Consider the following 14,991-nt stretch of genomic DNA (forward strand, 5'->3'; position numbering starts at 1 on the left):
CCTCTGCAGCCACTGGTCACACCGGCGCAGTAAGGCGCTTGCCCGGATTTGAAATACCCACCATTGCCCGCTACAGTCGCGCCCCTTGTCCGGCCAGCAGCGCCGGCGATGGCTGGGGAAGAGGGCGGCAGTTGAACGAACACACATTGTCCATGCGTCTGGAGCGGGTGGCGGCGCATGTACCGGACGGCGCGCGGTTGGCGGATATCGGCTCGGATCACGGCTACCTGCCGGTGGCCCTGATGCGCCGTGGCGCCATCGTTGCGGCGGTGGCCGGTGAGGTGGCGTTGACGCCGTTCCATGCCGCGGTGCGCACGGTGCGCGACAACGATCTGCAGCAGCACATCAGCGTGCGTCTGGCCAGTGGACTGGCGGCGATCGAGCCGTCCGACGGGATTACCGCGATCAGCCTCTGCGGCATGGGCGGCGAGACGATTCGCAACATCCTCGACAGCGGCAAGGCGCGCATGAGCGGGCACGAACGGCTGATCCTGCAGCCCAACGGCGGCGAACAACCCCTGCGCCAATGGCTGATGGACAACGGCTACCGCATCCTCGACGAGGAAGTGCTGCAGGAAAACCGCTTCTTCTACGAAATCATCGTCACCGAGCGCAGCGGCCCGCTGAGCTACAGCGCCGAACAGTTGTACTTCGGCCCGTTGCAGATGCAGGCGCGCAGCCCGGCATTCCTCGCCAAATGGCAGCGTTCGTTAAGGCAGAAACAGAAAACCCTGAACAGCTTCAAACAGGCGCGCCAGGCTGTGCCTGAGGAGAAGCTGGAAGAGGTTGCGCGACAGGCGCAGTGGATTACTGAGCTGTTGGCTTGATCTGCCGTGTTGGCTGTTGTACCCCTTCAGATTTAAAGTCAGCTTCAAGGTTAACGTTCTTGCGGAGTCGGACATGAGAATCGGTGAACTGGCGAAAATCAGCGGGTTGGCGCCGTCGCGTATCCGTTTTTACGAGGCGAGCGGGTTGATCACTTCGGTCGCGCGCAAAGCCAACGGCTATCGCGATTACGCTCCCGACACCCAATGGGTATTGCAGATCATCACCGGTGCGCAGGCGGCGGGTTTCTCCCTGGAGGAAATCCGTCAGTTGATGCCGATGAACGCGAGTGGCTGGCAGCACGAGCAGTTGCTCAATGGCCTCAAGCAAAAGGTCGAAGAAATCGATGTTCTGCAGCAACGCCTGGCGCAGAACAAAGCGCAACTTCAACTCGTCATCCAGGGCATTGAAGACAAGCCCATGGGCGTGGCGTGTGCGGACAATGCGCAAATGCTGATAAATCGTCTGCGCGAACAAGGTGTGGTGAGCGCAGCAGAGCGTCGCGATTTGGCGCGTTGAAGCGCGAATCAGCTAAAAAAGGCTATTGACCTTAAAGTTGACTTCAATCTTATGGTGGCCTCATCTCCAGTTGAGGACTGCCCCATGAATGTGTTCGACCCCCTGACCTTACCCAACGGTTCGACTATCAAAAACCGCATCGCCAAAGCCGCCATGGAAGAAAACATGGCGGACGCCGACCAGGCGCCCTCCGCCGAACTGATGCGTCTGTATCAAGCGTGGGCCGACGGTGGGGCCGGGCTGATCATCACCGGCAACGTGATGGTCGACGGCCGCGCCATGACCGGGCCGGGCGGCGTGGTGCTGCAGGACGATCAACAACTGGACAAGTTCAAGCGCTGGGCGCGGATTGGTCGTTCTGCCGGAGCGCAGTTCTGGTTGCAGATCAATCACCCGGGGCGCCAGATGCAGTCCAACCTCGGGCAGAAAACCTGGGCGCCATCCGCCGTGGCGCTGGAGCTGGGCAAACTGTCCAAGCGTTTCGCCACGCCCCACGCCATGACCGCCAGTGTGATCGAGGACGTCATCCAGCGCTTTGCGCACACCGCACGCCTGGGTGAACAGGCCGGCTTCACTGGCGTGGAAATCCACGCCGCCCACGGCTATCTGTTGAGTCAGTTTCTCTCGCCTCTGACCAATCAAAGGACGGACGAGTGGGGCGGCTCTTTGCAGAACCGCGCGCGGTTGTTGGTCGAGATCGTCAAGGCAGTCAGGGCCGTGGTTTCCGCACAATTTGCGGTGGCGGTCAAACTCAATTCCGCCGATTTCCAGCGCGGCGGATTCACCGCTGAGGATGCGAAAAAGGTCGTTGAACTGCTCAACGGTCTGGGCGTGGATCTGGTGGAACTGTCCGGCGGCAGCTACGAAGTCCCGGCCATGCAGGGTGAGGCGCGCGATGGTCGAACCCTGGCTCGCGAGGCCTATTTCGTGGAATTTGCCCGGGATATTCAAACCGTTGCGAAAATGCCGGTGATGGTCACCGGCGGCATCCGCCGTCGTCCGGTTGCCGAAAGCGTCGTGCAGAGTGGGGTGGACATGGTCGGCATCGGTACCGCGTTGGCTATCGATCCGCACCTGCCGCGCGACTGGCAGCAGGGCAAGGACAACGCCCCGCAATTGCCGCCGATCACCTGGAAAAACAAGGCCATTGCCGCGCTGGCGAACATGGCGGTGGTGAAGTTTCAGCTGGGTAAGCTCAGTCGGGCGCAAGCGCCTGATCCGAGCGTGTCACCGTTGCGGGCGCTGATTTTGCAGCAGATCGCCATGGCGTTTCGCACCCGGCAATATCGGCGCTGGGTGGAAAAACGTTCGGCGTGAGTCGGTAGTTCTTTCAATCGTGACTTTGGCGGGACTCTTTGATGAGTACCCGCCAAGTCAGCCAGTCAATTCGGCATCAGCACCGTATCGACCACGTGAATCACGCCATTGGATTGCATGACGTCAGCGATGGTAACGGCAGCTTTGCCGCCCTTGGCGTCCTGCACCCATAGCTTGCCGTCGTGCAGCATCACGGTCAGCGATTCGCCCTGGACGGTTTTCAGCATCACTTTGCCGCCGTGCATTTTGGCGTCGTCCATCAGCTGTTTGGCCGTGTGAGTGCCGGCGACGACGTGGTAAGTCAGGATCTTGGTCAGGTCCGCCTTGTGTTCAGGCTTGACCAATGTATCGACTGTGCCGGCGGGCAGTTTTGCGAAGGCTTCGTTGGTGGGGGCGAAGACGGTGAACGGTCCCTTGCTGTTGAGCGTATCCACCAGCCCGGCGGCCTTGACCGCAGCGACCAGTGTCGTGTGATCCTTGGAGTTGACTGCGTTTTCGACGATGGTTTTGGTCGGATACATGGCCGCGCCGCCAACCATCACGGTATCGGCGGCAAAGCTGGATCCGGCGCCGAGGCAGAGCAGGGTGAAGCAAGCGACAGCAAGGCGTTTGATGAGCATGTGCATGGTGCGTCTCCTTGATTCTTCGACCCTTCGAATGAGGGTGTTGAATGTACGGAGCAGGGAGTGAAACGGATGCAGAGCAGAGCGGAAAACTTTGGTTTTTCATTTGGTCCATTAGAATGCGGCTTTGACCATAAGAAACTTCAGCATGGATGTGCAAGCGCTCGTCCGAAGGAGATCCCCATGACAACAGGGCAGTGTCTTTGCGCCGCAGTACGCTTTTCCCTTACCGTGGAACCGCGCTTTTTCTATCGCTGCCATTGCTCTCTGTGCCGTAAGCAAACCGGTGTCGGGTTCAACCTCGCCACGCTGGTCAACGCTCGGGATTTTTGCTGGGAGGCAGGGCAGGACGCGATCAGCAGTTGGGTCAAACCCAGCGGCTACAGGAACGACTTCTGCGCACAATGCGGTTCGACCGTGCCGAATCCACTTCGCGAATCGCGTTACGTGTGGATTCCGCTCGGACTGCTCGATGAGGATCTGAACGTGGAATGTGTGGGTGATTTTTGCGTGGACGATGCCATGTCATGGGATACGCAGCGCTCGGCGCAGAGTCATCACGGTGCGGTGGAGTCACTGGAATTTCTTCTGCAAGAGCTCCGGGTCAACCCTGATTGACCCCGAAGCCTGACCTGCAATCACTTCCGCAGATAAGCAAACATGTGCTGCACATAATCCGCCTTGCCCAGCGGCACGCCATTGTGGCGCAGGATGTTGTACGCCGTGATCAGGTGGAAGTAGAACTGTGGCATTGCCCAGTCCACGGCGAATTCGCTGCCGCTCATGTCGAAGGCGATGCCGTTGGGCAACTCGATTGAGATCTGCCGCTCAGCGCTTGCGTCAATCTGCGCCGGATCTGCCGCCGCCAGCATCTCCAGTGTTCTTTCGATCAACGCCTTCGCCGCCGCCATGTTTGCGGGCGGTGTGAGCTTGGTCAGCGGTTGTTGCGTCAGCCGTTGCACGGTGTCCTGTGCCTGGGTGCAGGTGTATTGAACCTGCGTGGCGAGATTGTGCATGTCCGGCGCCAGACGTGCTTCGAGCAGAACCTGCGGGTCATAGCCGCGCTCAACGGCGCAGGCCTCGCCTTTGGACAGGATCGCCGTCAGGGAGCGCAGCATTTGGGTGAAACGAGGGATGGTCATTGCGTAGATCGACATGGTTATTCCCTTTAGTAGTCATTCGAGCGTGAGGCTTCAGTGGCGTAGGGTAGTCGATTCGCTATCGAAAAGGCCGCGACATCACACTTTCCGAATGAGCCTCCCCACGGGATTTACCGTTCGGTAAACTGCCTCGACTCGCCCGCAAGGCGACCCAGACAATAAAAACGCCGAGGCCCCCCATGATCGATCTTTCCGTAGCACTCCTGTTCGCCGGCGCCTGCTTCGCGCTGGCCCTGACCCCCGGCCCGGACATGCTGCTGATCGCCTCCCGAAGCCTGAGCCAGGGCCGCGCCTCGGGCTTCGTCTCCCTCGCCGGCATTCAGGCCGGCACCTACTGCCACGCACTGGCAGCCGCCCTCGGGCTGTCGCAACTGGTCGCCACCGTGCCCGCCGCCTACGACATCATCCGCTTCGCCGGCGCCGCGTACCTGGCATTCCTGGCGTGGAAATCCTTCACCAGCGACGTATCACCCTTGGCCACCAACGAAACCCTGCCAGCCACCCCGTTGTTGCGTATCTTCCGCCAAGGATTGGTGACCAATCTGCTCAATCCGAAAATGGCGCTGTTTGTGCTGGCGTTGTTTCCGCAGTTCATTGATCCGGGGAAAGGCTCGCTGGTGCTGCAGATGTTGGTGTTTGCGACAATCCTGAATGTGATCGGATTGCTGGTGAATGGTGCGGTTATTGTTTTGGCCAGCAAGGTTGGGAACAAGCTGGCGAGTAATGCGCGGATCGCGCGGCGGTTGAATCAGGTGTTGGGGGCGGTTTTTTTTGGCTTGGCTTGTCGGTTGGCGTTGTTTTCGGGGCGGTAGGGTGGGGCTGCTTTCGGTCATAAGCAGCCTTTCGGGACAGGCGGATCCAAAGCAAGCACTGCCTGCCATGGGATCACGTTCGCTTGAGTTGAAACGCAATCTTAATCGCGGCCTCAGCTTGACCAGCGAGCAAAGCTATTTTCGCGGGGATGATAACCTCGCCCCAAGACAAATTTGTCGCGATGGACACTATCAAATACAGCTCGTAATGCTGTCGGTTCAACTCGGCTTTAATCCAAGCAAGGGTGCTATCTAGAGTGGCAACTGTTACTGGGATAGAAATATACCTGCTTTGGTCCGTCGGTCGCACACCGCCGCGACGACATTCGAAGTGAACAGCCATCCGTTCGTAGGTCTGAGGGTCAATGCCATCCACGACGACGAAATAGTCTAAGCAATCATCCTGGTCCACTGTAGTAATCATAAATTTGCAGTCCATTGAAGAGACCAATTTGCCGTAGAGGTCTGCCAGCTAAAGTCTTCTTGGCGCCGGTTTCTGCCATTATCCATTATTGACCGACTGATTTGGGTCCATAAGCAGCCGACCGCGAGCGACTGCTATTGGCCGGAAGCGGCCCATTGCCAAATGACTGCTTTTGGCCGAACTCTGCCACTGCTGGCCGGCAGCTACTGGCCGTTCTCTGGCAGTCACGTGATACAGAAAGCGAACCAATATGGATAGCCCGTGTTAAACCCAACAAATCGTCGTGAGGAATTACTCTCCGGATTCCACCCGCTCGATAGCTTCTAGAAGCTGGCCGTTGAAATACTCGCTTTCATCTCGTTCCTGGTCTTTGATGCGGCGCTTCGCTTCGATGAGCAGGTGTTTGGTCGCGATGTTCTGATCCAAAAAAGTAGCGACCATAAGATCATTCAGACTCTCTAGAGGTGTGTCCCATGCCTCCCTGCAACGCTGAATTAGTCCTGTAGGGGCGTCCCCACTCCATGGACCTAAAATATCTGAGACTGCAAGAATGGAAGTCATGAGCCTGATTCTGAAAAAATTGAAGAGTCGGTAATTCCGCACGCCAAGGACATTGTCGAATAGCGAAATTGAATGACCGCTTCTGACTGAAATCCGCCGTTCGTAAACGTCCGTGACGAAAATGTCCCGCCACGAACCAGTCACCTACTTCACCAACTCAACCCTATCTAGCGCCCGATTCACCGCTAGCTCCCCAAGCATCACCACCTGCGCAATCCCCAACAGCGTTTTGCGCATCGGTCCTTCCACCAGTGCAGCCACATCCCCGAGCATCACCGTCGCCGAGGCGAGTGATTCGCAGGCGTTGGCGAGAAGGGATTCGGTGTCGGTGTCGGGATTGACGAGAAACATGCTGTTGGTTTGGTAAGGGGTTGCCATGATCGCGGCGGAAGGGCTGAGGTAGTGGTCGAGGGCGCGTTCGGCGGCTTCGTGGAGTTTCTTTGAATCGAGAGATTCGTAGGGGGAGGCCGGATCGATGTCTGGCGGGTTTGGCGTTACTTTGACCATGTTCTTCTTTTTCCTGTTTGTTGGCGGCCACTCCGAGCTACTAAACAGGGGGTGGCAGCTGTGCGCAGGTTAGTAGACCGGGGAAAAGAAGAAAGCCGGCGCGCCCGAGGGCGCCCTACACACAGCCGCCATCAAGTGCAGGTAGGAAAATACCTGACTGACTGACGGACGCGCATGCGCTTTCATTTACTACGGGCTACTAAACCCGATCACTGCGAATCAGTGATCGACCCAAGTTACCGATGGCTCTCCAGACGCACAAGCCGGCGGATTCTGGCGTAGTCGTAGGCAACGGCGCAAGGCGTTGTAGCCTTCAGGACGTAACGCGGGGTGTCTGTTAAACGCCAGGCAAAAACCGTTAAACGCAGGATGGTGTGAAGTCGGCCCGCGCATGACGCTGACGTTGTGATTGAGTGCGTACAGGCACGTGAAGAATGGGAGGCCAGAACGCATTGCCAGCCATCCACCGCGCTTTAGTTGAAAACTCGGTCGCCACGCCAGAAGCGGCGCCTCACACTTGAATCCCCCTTTCATTCATTGAGTTATGAGGTTTGGCCCGGTCTGACTTCTTCGCTTTTCACTCTGGGAACTCAAAGGGCTGATTACGTATTCAGCCTTTTCTCAAGTTCCTGATCAAATATCACGGCACCCGAATTCTTTTCGCCCAGCGAATCCTGTGGATTGAGTAGCGGGCATTCACCCATGGTCAGACAACCGCAGCCAATGCAGCCCTCCAGACTGGTCGACAGCTTTGTCAGTTGTTCGATGCGGCGCTTCAGGGAGGATGCCCAGTCTTTCGACACCGTCTCCCATTCCTTGGCTGAAGCCTTCCGGTCATGGGGGATGGGTTCAAGGGCAGTCTTGATTTCCGCCAGCGAAATCCCGCTGGCTTGCGCGATTCGAATGATCGCGATCCGGCGAAGCGTGCCACGCGCATAAACCCGATGATTGCCGGCTGTGCGCTGAGACGCCAACAAGCCTTTCGACTCATAAAAATGAAGCGTGGAGACAGAGAGACCGCTTCGTTTTGCGACCTGGCCCACACTCAGGTTTTGATGGTCAGTAATTCTTTCCTGCATGGCTATTGACCTCAAGCATTCTTGAGGTTTTAGAGTGTAACCACCGCAGAGAAAAAAACAACTTCAGCCAAGTGGTCACCCGCTTGGCGGTTTCTCTGTGACTTACTCAGCATGGAGATTAGTTTGATGGTCAGTTGGGCATTTATTTTTGAAGCACCGGAAACCAACCCCGAAACCGATCGATTCGTCATCGACCGCGCGGGCCGGCGTAATACGATCGTCGCTGTACCCGAGCAACACGACGCTGTTCAAGTTGCCGTAGATTTGGTCAAGGATGGCGTTCAGTTCATAGAACTGTGCGGTGGCTTCGAGCCTGTCTGGGTAGGGAAAATCATTGAAGCGACGGGAGGAACCATTCCCGTCGGCAACGTGGGTTTTTCGGGCGGAGCATCGGTTGCCAGGCTTGTTGAAATCTTTGCTGAAGAAAAATAGTTGTGAACTGAAAACACGGTGGGGACTGTTTTCTTGCTCGAAATCAGTCTGTCTGATCGATTTTTAATCTTGCATAAAGACACCCACCGTTAATTCAGCAAAGCTACATCGCTTGTGCTCCGGTAAACTGAAAGGCACCGGCAATCAATCAGCTGGAGTCTGTCCTTCCAGAATCTCAAAAGCGTCGTCGAGGGGCGCGTACCCAACGGCTTTTCTGGTCTTATCAATCGAAAGGCGTTTGTAGCGGTTATCTGAAACCCCATGGACAATGTGGAATCCGATCAGATCGGCCTCAACGCAACGCCCAAGCAACGCGACGACATCCCGATAGCTGATAAATGCAGCTACGTCCCGAGGGCTGTGGGTTTCCCCAGGGTGAAATTCGGCTACGTTTGCAATACGGACTGCGATTGTTGTCATTTGCCCATCGTTGGCATACATCGAAGCCAGTGCCTCGCCAAACGCCTTGCTGACCCCGTAAAGGTTGCCGGGTCTAGGGGCCATCCATTCATGTACCTGGACATCCTTTGGATAACCTTCAATCGCCTGCGCACTGCTCGCAAATATGAAGCGTTTGCAGCCTTGAGTTTTTGCGGCAAACAGCATGTTGTAGGTGCCGACAATATTTACAGGCAGCAGTGAAGACGTGAATTCAGCGTCTGCGTTCGGATCAGCAGCGAGATGAATCACTGTGTCTATGCCTTCGCAGGCTTCAAGGCAACTGGCTTGATCCCTGATGTCGAGAGAGAAACGTTGGACCGAGTCAGGAAGTTTTGATACGTCTATATCGGCCAGGCGCAGATCTGATTTATCGTCTCGCGCTATCCAAAAAGCTCTGCCGATATGGCCAGCAGCCCCGGTAACCAAAATTTTTTGCTTGCTCATTTCCGTATGTCCTTATGGTAAACGACACTCTAGCCTCTCAGCCTTGTGACCGATTCACAACTTCCATGAAGGGTGAAACGCTTGAATGCCAAATACTGGCAGACAAGAAGCAGCAATAACAGGCAGCAAGTAAGTTGATGGGCCGCTTCCGGCCAAAAGCGGACGCTGGAGAATGATCGCTCTCGACCCATAGCAGGCGCTCACGACAGAAGCCAGTTGGCTAAAAGCAGTCAGTCGCTCTAGTCTACGATATCGGCAGCTACCTGTTCGCCAGCAGAAAAAGCAGCCCCTTCAATGTGGTAGACCCTCGGTTCTTCCGAAAAATATTCCTCCAGGCCCATCATGAATATCCGATGGTCTTCACTCTCTTCGAAGCCCGGCGTGTGATCTTCAAGTGAAGCCCAGCGCACTATCAGGTTGAACTGCTCGGGGCTTTCAATCCCTTTCGCCAGCAAGTGGCCGCCGTAACCCTTTGCACGGGTGAGCAGGGGAGCGACCTCGGCAAATGCACTTCTGAAATTTTCAATGCGTTCTTTGTGGACGGGGAGCAGAGCGATTTCATAAATCATGGAGTTCCTCTCATATAACTCGAACGGTTAAAAGTAAGCACTTACGAGATGAGCGATGGCTCGACTGCAATCGCGATTTTTCCTTGGATGCCGTTGTTGGGGCTTTCCAACCGGGCATGGGCGAGCGCCATGTCGGCGAGCGAATAGACAGCGCCAACGTGTGGCCGTAGCTGACCCCGCTCTACCAATGCGCTCAGCTCATCAAGTTTGCCCCGGTTCTGTCTGGTGAAAACGAAGTGATAACTCGCGTTCTTGCCCCAGGCCTGAACGAGGTTCTGCGGCTGGGCAATGTCCACAATCGAGACCACGCGGCCCAGTTGAGCGAGCACGTCGGGGCTTCGCGCCAACGTATTGCAGCCGATGGTGTCGAACACCACATCAACTCCGCGGCCATCCGTTTCCCGATTGATGACGTCGACGTAATCCTCCTTTTCATAGTCGATGACCACATCAGCCCCCATGCCTCGTGCAAACTCGAAGTTCGCTTCGCGCACGGTCGTGAAGACCCGCGCTCCAATGGCCTTAGCCACCTGGATCGCGATATGACCTACGCCTCCCGCGCCGCCGTGGATCAGGATGCTTTCTCCCACTCTGAGCGCTGCACGCCCGGTCAGTGCTTCCCACACCGTACCGCCAACCAGGGTCAGACTTGCTGCTTCGAGATGGCTCAGCGATGGCGGCTTCTTCCCGATAATGCTTTCGGCCGCAACGTGGTATTCGGCATAACTGCCTGGCCCTTCAAATATCTGCGGGGTGTACCAGACATTGTCTCCCGGAGCGAAGGATGTCACCCCCGGCCCGACTTCTTCGACAACCCCCGAGACGTCGTGTCCGGTAATGGCCGGCAGTTGCACCAGGTCGGAATAGTCGCCACGTCGAACCTGATAATCCAAGGGGTTGATGGAGGTTGCGTGTACCCGCACCAGGACTTGTCCCGCACCCGGCACTGGCTTGGGCACGTCGCAGAGTTCGAACGATTCCGGGCCGCCAAATGATTTAAGCATCAATGCTTTCATTGTGAATCCTTGTATCGACAAAAAGGAATATCGAGATATCTCGATATTGTGCGGTAAAAAATTAGAGATCTGTCCCTATGATCTCGGCAAGCGCACTGATAGTGGCTTCATTGCGTTTGTAGTAAGTCCATTGACCGATGCGCTTGACCTCGACCAAGCCCACTCGTTGCAGCGTTGCAAGATAACCAGACACCGTTGACTGCGACAGTCCGATGCCTTCCTGAATACTACTTACGCAGACCCCCACCGTGAGAACGTCTCCTTCATCCTGCGGAGGGAAGTTCTTAACGGGGTCCTTCAGGCCTTTCAAGATTTCAAGGCGCGTAGGGTTGGAGAGGGCTTTGAATATTTCGAGTAATTCCATGAGCCGAGAATATCGAGATTTATCGATATGTCAATACGAGCGTCAAAAGAGGAAGAAATAGGCAAGGTTATGATTTACCTCACATCTGAAAAACACCACGGCTACTAAATTCGATCACTGCGAATCAGTGACCGACCCAAGTTACCGACAGCCCTCCAGGCGCAGAAGCCGGCGGATTCTGGCGTAGTCGTAGGCAACGGCGCAAGGCGTTGTAGCCTTCAGTACGTAACTCAGGGTGTCGGTTAAACACCAGGCAAAAAATCTTTAAACGCAGGATGGCTTGAAGTGGGCCCGCGCTTGACGCTGACGTTATGATTGAGTGCGCGTAGGCACGTGAAGAGGGCAGAACGCATGCTGCGCTTCAGTTGAAAACGCGGTCACCGCCGCATGTCATCACGGCTGAATCACTCAAGCCGGTGACCGGAATCGTTCTGGCCGACAGGGCACCAACGCAGTCGCAAAGCGGCCATCGACGATCTCCTCGGCCACCAGTCGCCCCACGACCGCCGCCAATGTCACGCCCGGATGCATCACGCAAACATATACACCACTGATGTTCGGCAGATAGCCAATGAGCGGAATGCCATCGACAGGCATTGGTCTGAGGCCGACGCACGCCAGTTCCGGCTCGATGGATATCACCCCGTGCAGTTCGTGCTGAATGGCTTTGGCTGTTCTCAGCGCGATGGCTTGCGCGCTGTTTTGCGGCGCCTCATCTATATAGTCTTCCGCAGCCAGCAGCGTATCGTCGGCGTCTTGCCTGATTTCCATGTGAGGGCTGGAGATGATCGTGCTCACTCGCTGAAGCTGGGTTTTGTAGCGGATGAATATTGCGGGTGAGGCTTCGATGGGCAAGTTGACGCTTAGCTGTTCAGCCAACTGCGGGGTCGCGGTTCCCGCTGCCAGCACGACAATGTCGGCATCGAGCTCACTTGTTGCAGTGATCACGCCGGTGACCAGACCGTTGAAAATCTGGAAGCCAACCACCGGAGTTTGTGTGAGAACCGTCGCGCCATGGTCTTGGGCACCGGCGATCAAGACGTGCGTTGCCTGCACGGCATCCAGCGCGCCTTCTTCGGCGGCAAGGAACGCGCGTTCTGGAGGATGTTTGAGATTGGGTTCAAGGTCGAGAATCTGCGCGCTATATATAGAAAGTGCTTGAAACCAGCCATCGCCGTAAGACAAAGCACCGGTCCAGCGCACCTTCAGCCCCGGCAGTTCGGATTCGAGTCGGCGGTATTCTGCGATGGCCGCTGCGCGCAGCGGCGCAACGGAGTCCGGACCGCCGTGCGAAGTGTTGATCCAGGCGAAGGAGCGGCCCGTTGCACCGGACGCGATCTCACCGGCCTCGATCACAACCACTTTTGCACCTTTCGCGGCGAGGTGATACGCCAGTGACGCGCCGACGATTCCCGCGCCGATGATGATGATTCGTTTGCTCATATCAACCTCCGTTGTCGATGCGCTGACGCTACTACATCGCGGCTCATGGGCGCAGACTTGCCTGGCCCAGAGATATCAGGGAAGCTGCGCCGAACCCGGTTATGGGTCAGTAGTTGAATTGTTCAGGGAAGCGTTGATGGTGCTCAGGGTGTTGGTGGTTGGCGGGTATGGAAACTTTGGCAGTATTGTTTGTCGGCATCTGATCGACGCGCCGGGCATCGAACTGGCGATCTCGGGGCGCGATCCTCGGAAGCTGGCGCGTAAGGTCGCTGAGTTGGGCGCGACCTGCGAGAGCTGGTGCGGCGATGCCATGGGTGCCGGGTTCGTCCCGGCTCTGCGCGCGATGAACATTCAGTGGGTGATTCACACCGGCGGCCCGTTTCAGGGGCAATCCTATGCGGTGGCGGAGAGTTGCATCGAGGCGGGCGTCAACTATTGCGATCTGGCGGATTGCCGGACATTCGTCAATGGCATCGGCGTGCTCGATGCCCGGGCCCGGCAGGCGGGTGTCGCCCTCCTCAGTGGCTGCAGTTCGGTGCCGACGCTGTCGTCGGCGATCATCGATGAGCAGCGCTATCGGTTCAAACGCATCGACTCCATCGAACACGGTATTTCCTCGTCAGCGAAGATGCCGGGGTTGTCGACGATCGAGGGTGTGCTCGCGTATGCGGGCAAACCGATTCGCCAGCTCAGAAATGGTCGTGTACATGAAGTGATGGGGTGGGAGGATCTGACCCTGCGCAAGCTGCAAAATCTTGGTACTCGTGCGTTGGCCAATGTTGATGTGCCGGACATGGATATTTTCGCCAGCCGGTTTGGTGCGCACACTTTGAGCTTCAAGGCCGGGGCTGGTCTAAAGCTCGGCGGCGTGGCCAATTATCTGTTTGCTCTGGCGATGAGGAAGGGGCTGGTGCGTGACCACATGGCGTGGGCCGCCCGGTTGCATCGCTGGGGGACGTGGTTCGAACGTTTCGGCGATGGCAAGAGTGCGATGTATATAGATGTGCAGGGTGTCGACCTGAATGACCAGCCGTTGTCGATGACGGCGCAACTGACCGCGCTGAATGACAAGGGGCCGGAGATCCCAAGCTGTGCCGCAGTCGCCCTGGCCGTGAAGATCGCCCGAGGTTACTTGCCCGAACCGGGTGCCCGTCCTTGCGTTGGCGAGATCAACGTCGACGAATACATGGCCGCGATCAACGATCCGCAGAACCTGAGCCTGGCGGTGCACTTTTCTGATGGGCAGCCCTGAGCATGCTCTATCTGGGCCTGAAGTACGTGCATGTCATCGCCGCGATTTTCCTGTTCGGTTTCGGCATGGGTTCCTATCTGTACCTGATCGCCGCCAGTCGTACGGCCAATCCGCAGGTGATTGCGCATGTGGCGCGAATGGTGGTGCGCTACGACGCCTGGATCACTACGCCGGCCGGTTTTATCCAGATTGCGACAGGTTATTGGCTGACAAGGCTCGCCGGGTTGCCCTTGACCGCGGATTGGGTGCTGATGTCGCTGATCCTCTTCTTTATAGTGGGCTCGCTTTGGCTGCCAGTGCTGGTGTTGCAGAAGCGCCTGCAGCGGATGGCGGCGAGTGCGGTCGTGTGTGGTACTCGTCTGGCGGACGAGTACCGGGCCGTTTATCGCCAGTGGTTCTGGATGGGCGTTTGCGGTTTTCTCGGTATGTTCGTGATTGTCTTGATGATGGTGACGAAGATGACGCCGGGGCAGTGGCTGCAACTGATGTTGTAGCGGGGCATTCACATTGGCGACTTGAGAAAGCGGCGTTCGTGATCGGGATTGGGCAACAGGCAGGTGTGGTACTTGCCGAAGATCCGGTAGCGGTTCAGTGCCACGCGGTCGTAGGCCCAATCCCTGAGTGCTCGCGGGAAAATTCGCAGAAGTCTGACCGGCCACCAGCGGGCAGGCAATTGCGCGACGACTTCGAAGAATGCCTCCGAGCGCACCCAGTAATGCTGGTCGCGAATCACCGCCATGGTGTCGAACTGATCCACCGGCAGACCGGCCCATGCCAGCAATGCCTGACCTTCCGGCGATTGCACCGCCGCCAGGCGCATCCGGTGTCGGTTGTCGTGGCGAATCAGAAAGCGCGCCCAGCCGTTGCACAGCTTGCAGACGCCGTCGAACAGAACCACGGTCTCGCCTGGATTGAGCAGGGGAGCTGGGGAAGGGCGAATTCGGGAGCCAGGCATGGAGGATGATCTAAGAAGTGGGTCAGTCATTGCGAGGCATCATCCTTAGGTAAGAGGAGTTGTTGGGCAACATGCTGCGCATTCGCTGACACTGCGTCTATATATAAGCAGGCTTTTTCAGGGACTCGACAGAAAACTGAAATTAACGGTTGACGGCAGATTCTGGAGGTCTATAATTCGCCCCACTTCCGGCGCAGTCGAAACGGAAAACTCCTTGAGATTCAATGAGTTACGAAGTTTTCGGCAGT

At 57.0% G+C, this 14,991-nt stretch carries 20 protein-coding genes; 8 read left to right on the forward strand and 12 right to left on the reverse strand.

Features of this window, described 5'->3' with window-relative positions; genetic code table 11:
• Positions 1–131: 131 nt before the first annotated feature.
• From M0814_RS28435 to M0814_RS28445, 3 genes are all read left to right on the forward strand, one after another.
• Positions 132–827: a tRNA (adenine(22)-N(1))-methyltransferase TrmK gene (locus tag M0814_RS28435; protein ID WP_103486022.1), complete on the forward strand. Its 696-nt coding sequence runs from the start codon at positions 132–134 to the stop codon at positions 825–827.
• Positions 828–900: 73 nt separating this feature from the next.
• Complete coding sequence (locus M0814_RS28440; protein ID WP_103486021.1) at positions 901–1,344, forward strand: MerR family transcriptional regulator; 444 nt, start codon at positions 901–903, stop codon at positions 1,342–1,344.
• 84 nt (positions 1,345–1,428) lie between these two features.
• The gene (locus M0814_RS28445; RefSeq protein WP_103486020.1) at positions 1,429–2,661 is read left to right on the forward strand and encodes an NADH:flavin oxidoreductase/NADH oxidase family protein; all 1,233 of its coding nucleotides are present in this window, start codon (positions 1,429–1,431) and stop codon (positions 2,659–2,661) included.
• Positions 2,662–2,726: 65 nt separating this feature from the next.
• Here M0814_RS28445 and M0814_RS28450 read toward each other — a convergent pair whose 3' ends face one another.
• Positions 2,727–3,287 carry a fasciclin domain-containing protein gene (locus M0814_RS28450; RefSeq protein WP_003224301.1) on the reverse strand — a complete coding sequence of 187 codons (561 nt, stop codon included), beginning with the start codon at positions 3,285–3,287 and terminating at the stop codon, positions 2,727–2,729.
• 69 nt (positions 3,288–3,356) lie between these two features.
• Between M0814_RS28450 and M0814_RS28455 the strand changes: the two genes are divergently transcribed.
• Positions 3,357–3,902, forward strand: a complete 546-nt coding sequence (locus M0814_RS28455) for a GFA family protein (RefSeq protein WP_247868562.1) — start codon at positions 3,357–3,359, stop codon at positions 3,900–3,902.
• 20 nt (positions 3,903–3,922) lie between these two features.
• On the opposite strand, the gene M0814_RS28460 is transcribed toward M0814_RS28455, so the two are convergent.
• Positions 3,923–4,441, reverse strand: coding sequence for a DUF1993 domain-containing protein (locus M0814_RS28460; RefSeq protein WP_103486018.1), 519 nt, complete (start codon positions 4,439–4,441; stop codon positions 3,923–3,925).
• Positions 4,442–4,623: 182 nt separating this feature from the next.
• Here M0814_RS28460 and M0814_RS28465 point away from each other — a divergent pair, with 182 nt between their 5' ends.
• Entirely contained in the window at positions 4,624–5,256 is a 633-nt protein-coding gene (locus M0814_RS28465; protein ID WP_103486017.1) for a LysE family translocator, read from the forward strand.
• A 73-nt stretch (positions 5,257–5,329) separates the two neighbouring features.
• Here M0814_RS28465 and M0814_RS28470 read toward each other — a convergent pair whose 3' ends face one another.
• From M0814_RS28470 to soxR, 4 genes are all read right to left on the reverse strand, one after another.
• Entirely contained in the window at positions 5,330–5,680 is a 351-nt protein-coding gene (locus M0814_RS28470; protein ID WP_103486016.1) for a hypothetical protein, read from the reverse strand.
• Positions 5,681–5,971: 291 nt separating this feature from the next.
• Entirely contained in the window at positions 5,972–6,241 is a 270-nt protein-coding gene (locus tag M0814_RS28475; protein WP_146774729.1) for a hypothetical protein, read from the reverse strand.
• A gap of 144 nt (positions 6,242–6,385) precedes the next feature.
• Positions 6,386–6,748 carry a DUF6124 family protein gene (locus tag M0814_RS28480; RefSeq protein ID WP_103486015.1) on the reverse strand — a complete coding sequence of 121 codons (363 nt, stop codon included), beginning with the start codon at positions 6,746–6,748 and terminating at the stop codon, positions 6,386–6,388.
• A gap of 602 nt (positions 6,749–7,350) precedes the next feature.
• The gene (gene soxR / locus M0814_RS28485) at positions 7,351–7,827 is read right to left on the reverse strand and encodes a redox-sensitive transcriptional activator SoxR (RefSeq protein WP_103486166.1); all 477 of its coding nucleotides are present in this window, start codon (positions 7,825–7,827) and stop codon (positions 7,351–7,353) included.
• 126 nt (positions 7,828–7,953) lie between these two features.
• Between soxR and M0814_RS28490 the strand changes: the two genes are divergently transcribed.
• Positions 7,954–8,259: a DUF6506 family protein gene (locus tag M0814_RS28490; protein ID WP_003224312.1), complete on the forward strand. Its 306-nt coding sequence runs from the start codon at positions 7,954–7,956 to the stop codon at positions 8,257–8,259.
• Between the two features lie 144 nt (positions 8,260–8,403).
• Here M0814_RS28490 and M0814_RS28495 read toward each other — a convergent pair whose 3' ends face one another.
• The 5 genes from M0814_RS28495 to M0814_RS28515 form a co-directional block, all read right to left on the reverse strand.
• Entirely contained in the window at positions 8,404–9,144 is a 741-nt protein-coding gene (locus M0814_RS28495; protein WP_103486165.1) for an NAD(P)-dependent oxidoreductase, read from the reverse strand.
• A gap of 239 nt (positions 9,145–9,383) precedes the next feature.
• Positions 9,384–9,713, reverse strand: coding sequence for an antibiotic biosynthesis monooxygenase (locus tag M0814_RS28500; RefSeq protein WP_103486164.1), 330 nt, complete (start codon positions 9,711–9,713; stop codon positions 9,384–9,386).
• Between the two features lie 41 nt (positions 9,714–9,754).
• Entirely contained in the window at positions 9,755–10,729 is a 975-nt protein-coding gene (locus M0814_RS28505) for a zinc-dependent alcohol dehydrogenase family protein (RefSeq protein WP_103486163.1), read from the reverse strand.
• Between the two features lie 61 nt (positions 10,730–10,790).
• The gene (locus tag M0814_RS28510) at positions 10,791–11,093 is read right to left on the reverse strand and encodes a metalloregulator ArsR/SmtB family transcription factor (RefSeq protein WP_003224321.1); all 303 of its coding nucleotides are present in this window, start codon (positions 11,091–11,093) and stop codon (positions 10,791–10,793) included.
• A gap of 408 nt (positions 11,094–11,501) precedes the next feature.
• On the reverse strand, positions 11,502–12,536 hold the full coding sequence (locus M0814_RS28515; RefSeq protein WP_103486604.1) for an FAD-binding oxidoreductase: 1,035 nt from the start codon (positions 12,534–12,536) through the stop codon (positions 11,502–11,504).
• Positions 12,537–12,672: 136 nt separating this feature from the next.
• Between M0814_RS28515 and M0814_RS28520 the strand changes: the two genes are divergently transcribed.
• Together M0814_RS28520 and M0814_RS28525 are read left to right on the forward strand one after the other, a co-directional pair.
• Complete coding sequence (locus M0814_RS28520; protein ID WP_103486603.1) at positions 12,673–13,788, forward strand: saccharopine dehydrogenase NADP-binding domain-containing protein; 1,116 nt, start codon at positions 12,673–12,675, stop codon at positions 13,786–13,788.
• A gap of 2 nt (positions 13,789–13,790) precedes the next feature.
• Positions 13,791–14,282 (forward strand): DUF2269 domain-containing protein, encoded by a 492-nt coding sequence (locus tag M0814_RS28525; protein ID WP_103486602.1) that lies wholly within the window; start codon positions 13,791–13,793, stop codon positions 14,280–14,282.
• An 8-nt stretch (positions 14,283–14,290) separates the two neighbouring features.
• On the opposite strand, the gene M0814_RS28530 is transcribed toward M0814_RS28525, so the two are convergent.
• On the reverse strand, positions 14,291–14,743 hold the full coding sequence (locus M0814_RS28530; RefSeq protein WP_103486601.1) for a thiol-disulfide oxidoreductase DCC family protein: 453 nt from the start codon (positions 14,741–14,743) through the stop codon (positions 14,291–14,293).
• Between the last annotated feature and the right edge of the window lie 248 nt (positions 14,744–14,991).

The organism is Pseudomonas sp. MWU12-2020 (genome assembly GCF_023100605.1).
Taxonomy (GTDB): domain Bacteria; phylum Pseudomonadota; class Gammaproteobacteria; order Pseudomonadales; family Pseudomonadaceae; genus Aquipseudomonas; species Aquipseudomonas fluorescens_H.

Bases quoted from the DNA above. Each gene is read 5' to 3' on its own strand.
- soxR (WP_103486166.1), bottom strand. From the start codon at position 7,827: ATGCAGGAAAGAATTACTGACCATCAAAACCTGAGTGTGGGCCAGGTC.
- M0814_RS28470 (WP_103486016.1), bottom strand. From the start codon at position 5,680: ATGATTACTACAGTGGACCAGGATGATTGCTTAGACTATTTCGTCGTC.
- M0814_RS28500 (WP_103486164.1), bottom strand. From the start codon at position 9,713: ATGATTTATGAAATCGCTCTGCTCCCCGTCCACAAAGAACGCATTGAA.
- M0814_RS28450 (WP_003224301.1), bottom strand. From the start codon at position 3,287: ATGCACATGCTCATCAAACGCCTTGCTGTCGCTTGCTTCACCCTGCTC.
- M0814_RS28495 (WP_103486165.1), bottom strand. From the start codon at position 9,144: ATGAGCAAGCAAAAAATTTTGGTTACCGGGGCTGCTGGCCATATCGGC.
- M0814_RS28505 (WP_103486163.1), bottom strand. From the start codon at position 10,729: ATGAAAGCATTGATGCTTAAATCATTTGGCGGCCCGGAATCGTTCGAA.
- M0814_RS28530 (WP_103486601.1), bottom strand. From the start codon at position 14,743: ATGCCTGGCTCCCGAATTCGCCCTTCCCCAGCTCCCCTGCTCAATCCA.
- M0814_RS28510 (WP_003224321.1), bottom strand. From the start codon at position 11,093: ATGGAATTACTCGAAATATTCAAAGCCCTCTCCAACCCTACGCGCCTT.
- M0814_RS28490 (WP_003224312.1), top strand. From the start codon at position 7,954: ATGGTCAGTTGGGCATTTATTTTTGAAGCACCGGAAACCAACCCCGAA.
- M0814_RS28440 (WP_103486021.1), top strand. From the start codon at position 901: ATGAGAATCGGTGAACTGGCGAAAATCAGCGGGTTGGCGCCGTCGCGT.
- M0814_RS28480 (WP_103486015.1), bottom strand. From the start codon at position 6,748: ATGGTCAAAGTAACGCCAAACCCGCCAGACATCGATCCGGCCTCCCCC.
- M0814_RS28455 (WP_247868562.1), top strand. From the start codon at position 3,357: ATGCAGAGCAGAGCGGAAAACTTTGGTTTTTCATTTGGTCCATTAGAA.
- M0814_RS28460 (WP_103486018.1), bottom strand. From the start codon at position 4,441: ATGTCGATCTACGCAATGACCATCCCTCGTTTCACCCAAATGCTGCGC.
- M0814_RS28465 (WP_103486017.1), top strand. From the start codon at position 4,624: ATGATCGATCTTTCCGTAGCACTCCTGTTCGCCGGCGCCTGCTTCGCG.
- M0814_RS28515 (WP_103486604.1), bottom strand. From the start codon at position 12,536: ATGAGCAAACGAATCATCATCATCGGCGCGGGAATCGTCGGCGCGTCA.
- M0814_RS28445 (WP_103486020.1), top strand. From the start codon at position 1,429: ATGAATGTGTTCGACCCCCTGACCTTACCCAACGGTTCGACTATCAAA.
- M0814_RS28475 (WP_146774729.1), bottom strand. From the start codon at position 6,241: ATGACTTCCATTCTTGCAGTCTCAGATATTTTAGGTCCATGGAGTGGG.
- M0814_RS28525 (WP_103486602.1), top strand. From the start codon at position 13,791: ATGCTCTATCTGGGCCTGAAGTACGTGCATGTCATCGCCGCGATTTTC.
- M0814_RS28520 (WP_103486603.1), top strand. From the start codon at position 12,673: ATGGTGCTCAGGGTGTTGGTGGTTGGCGGGTATGGAAACTTTGGCAGT.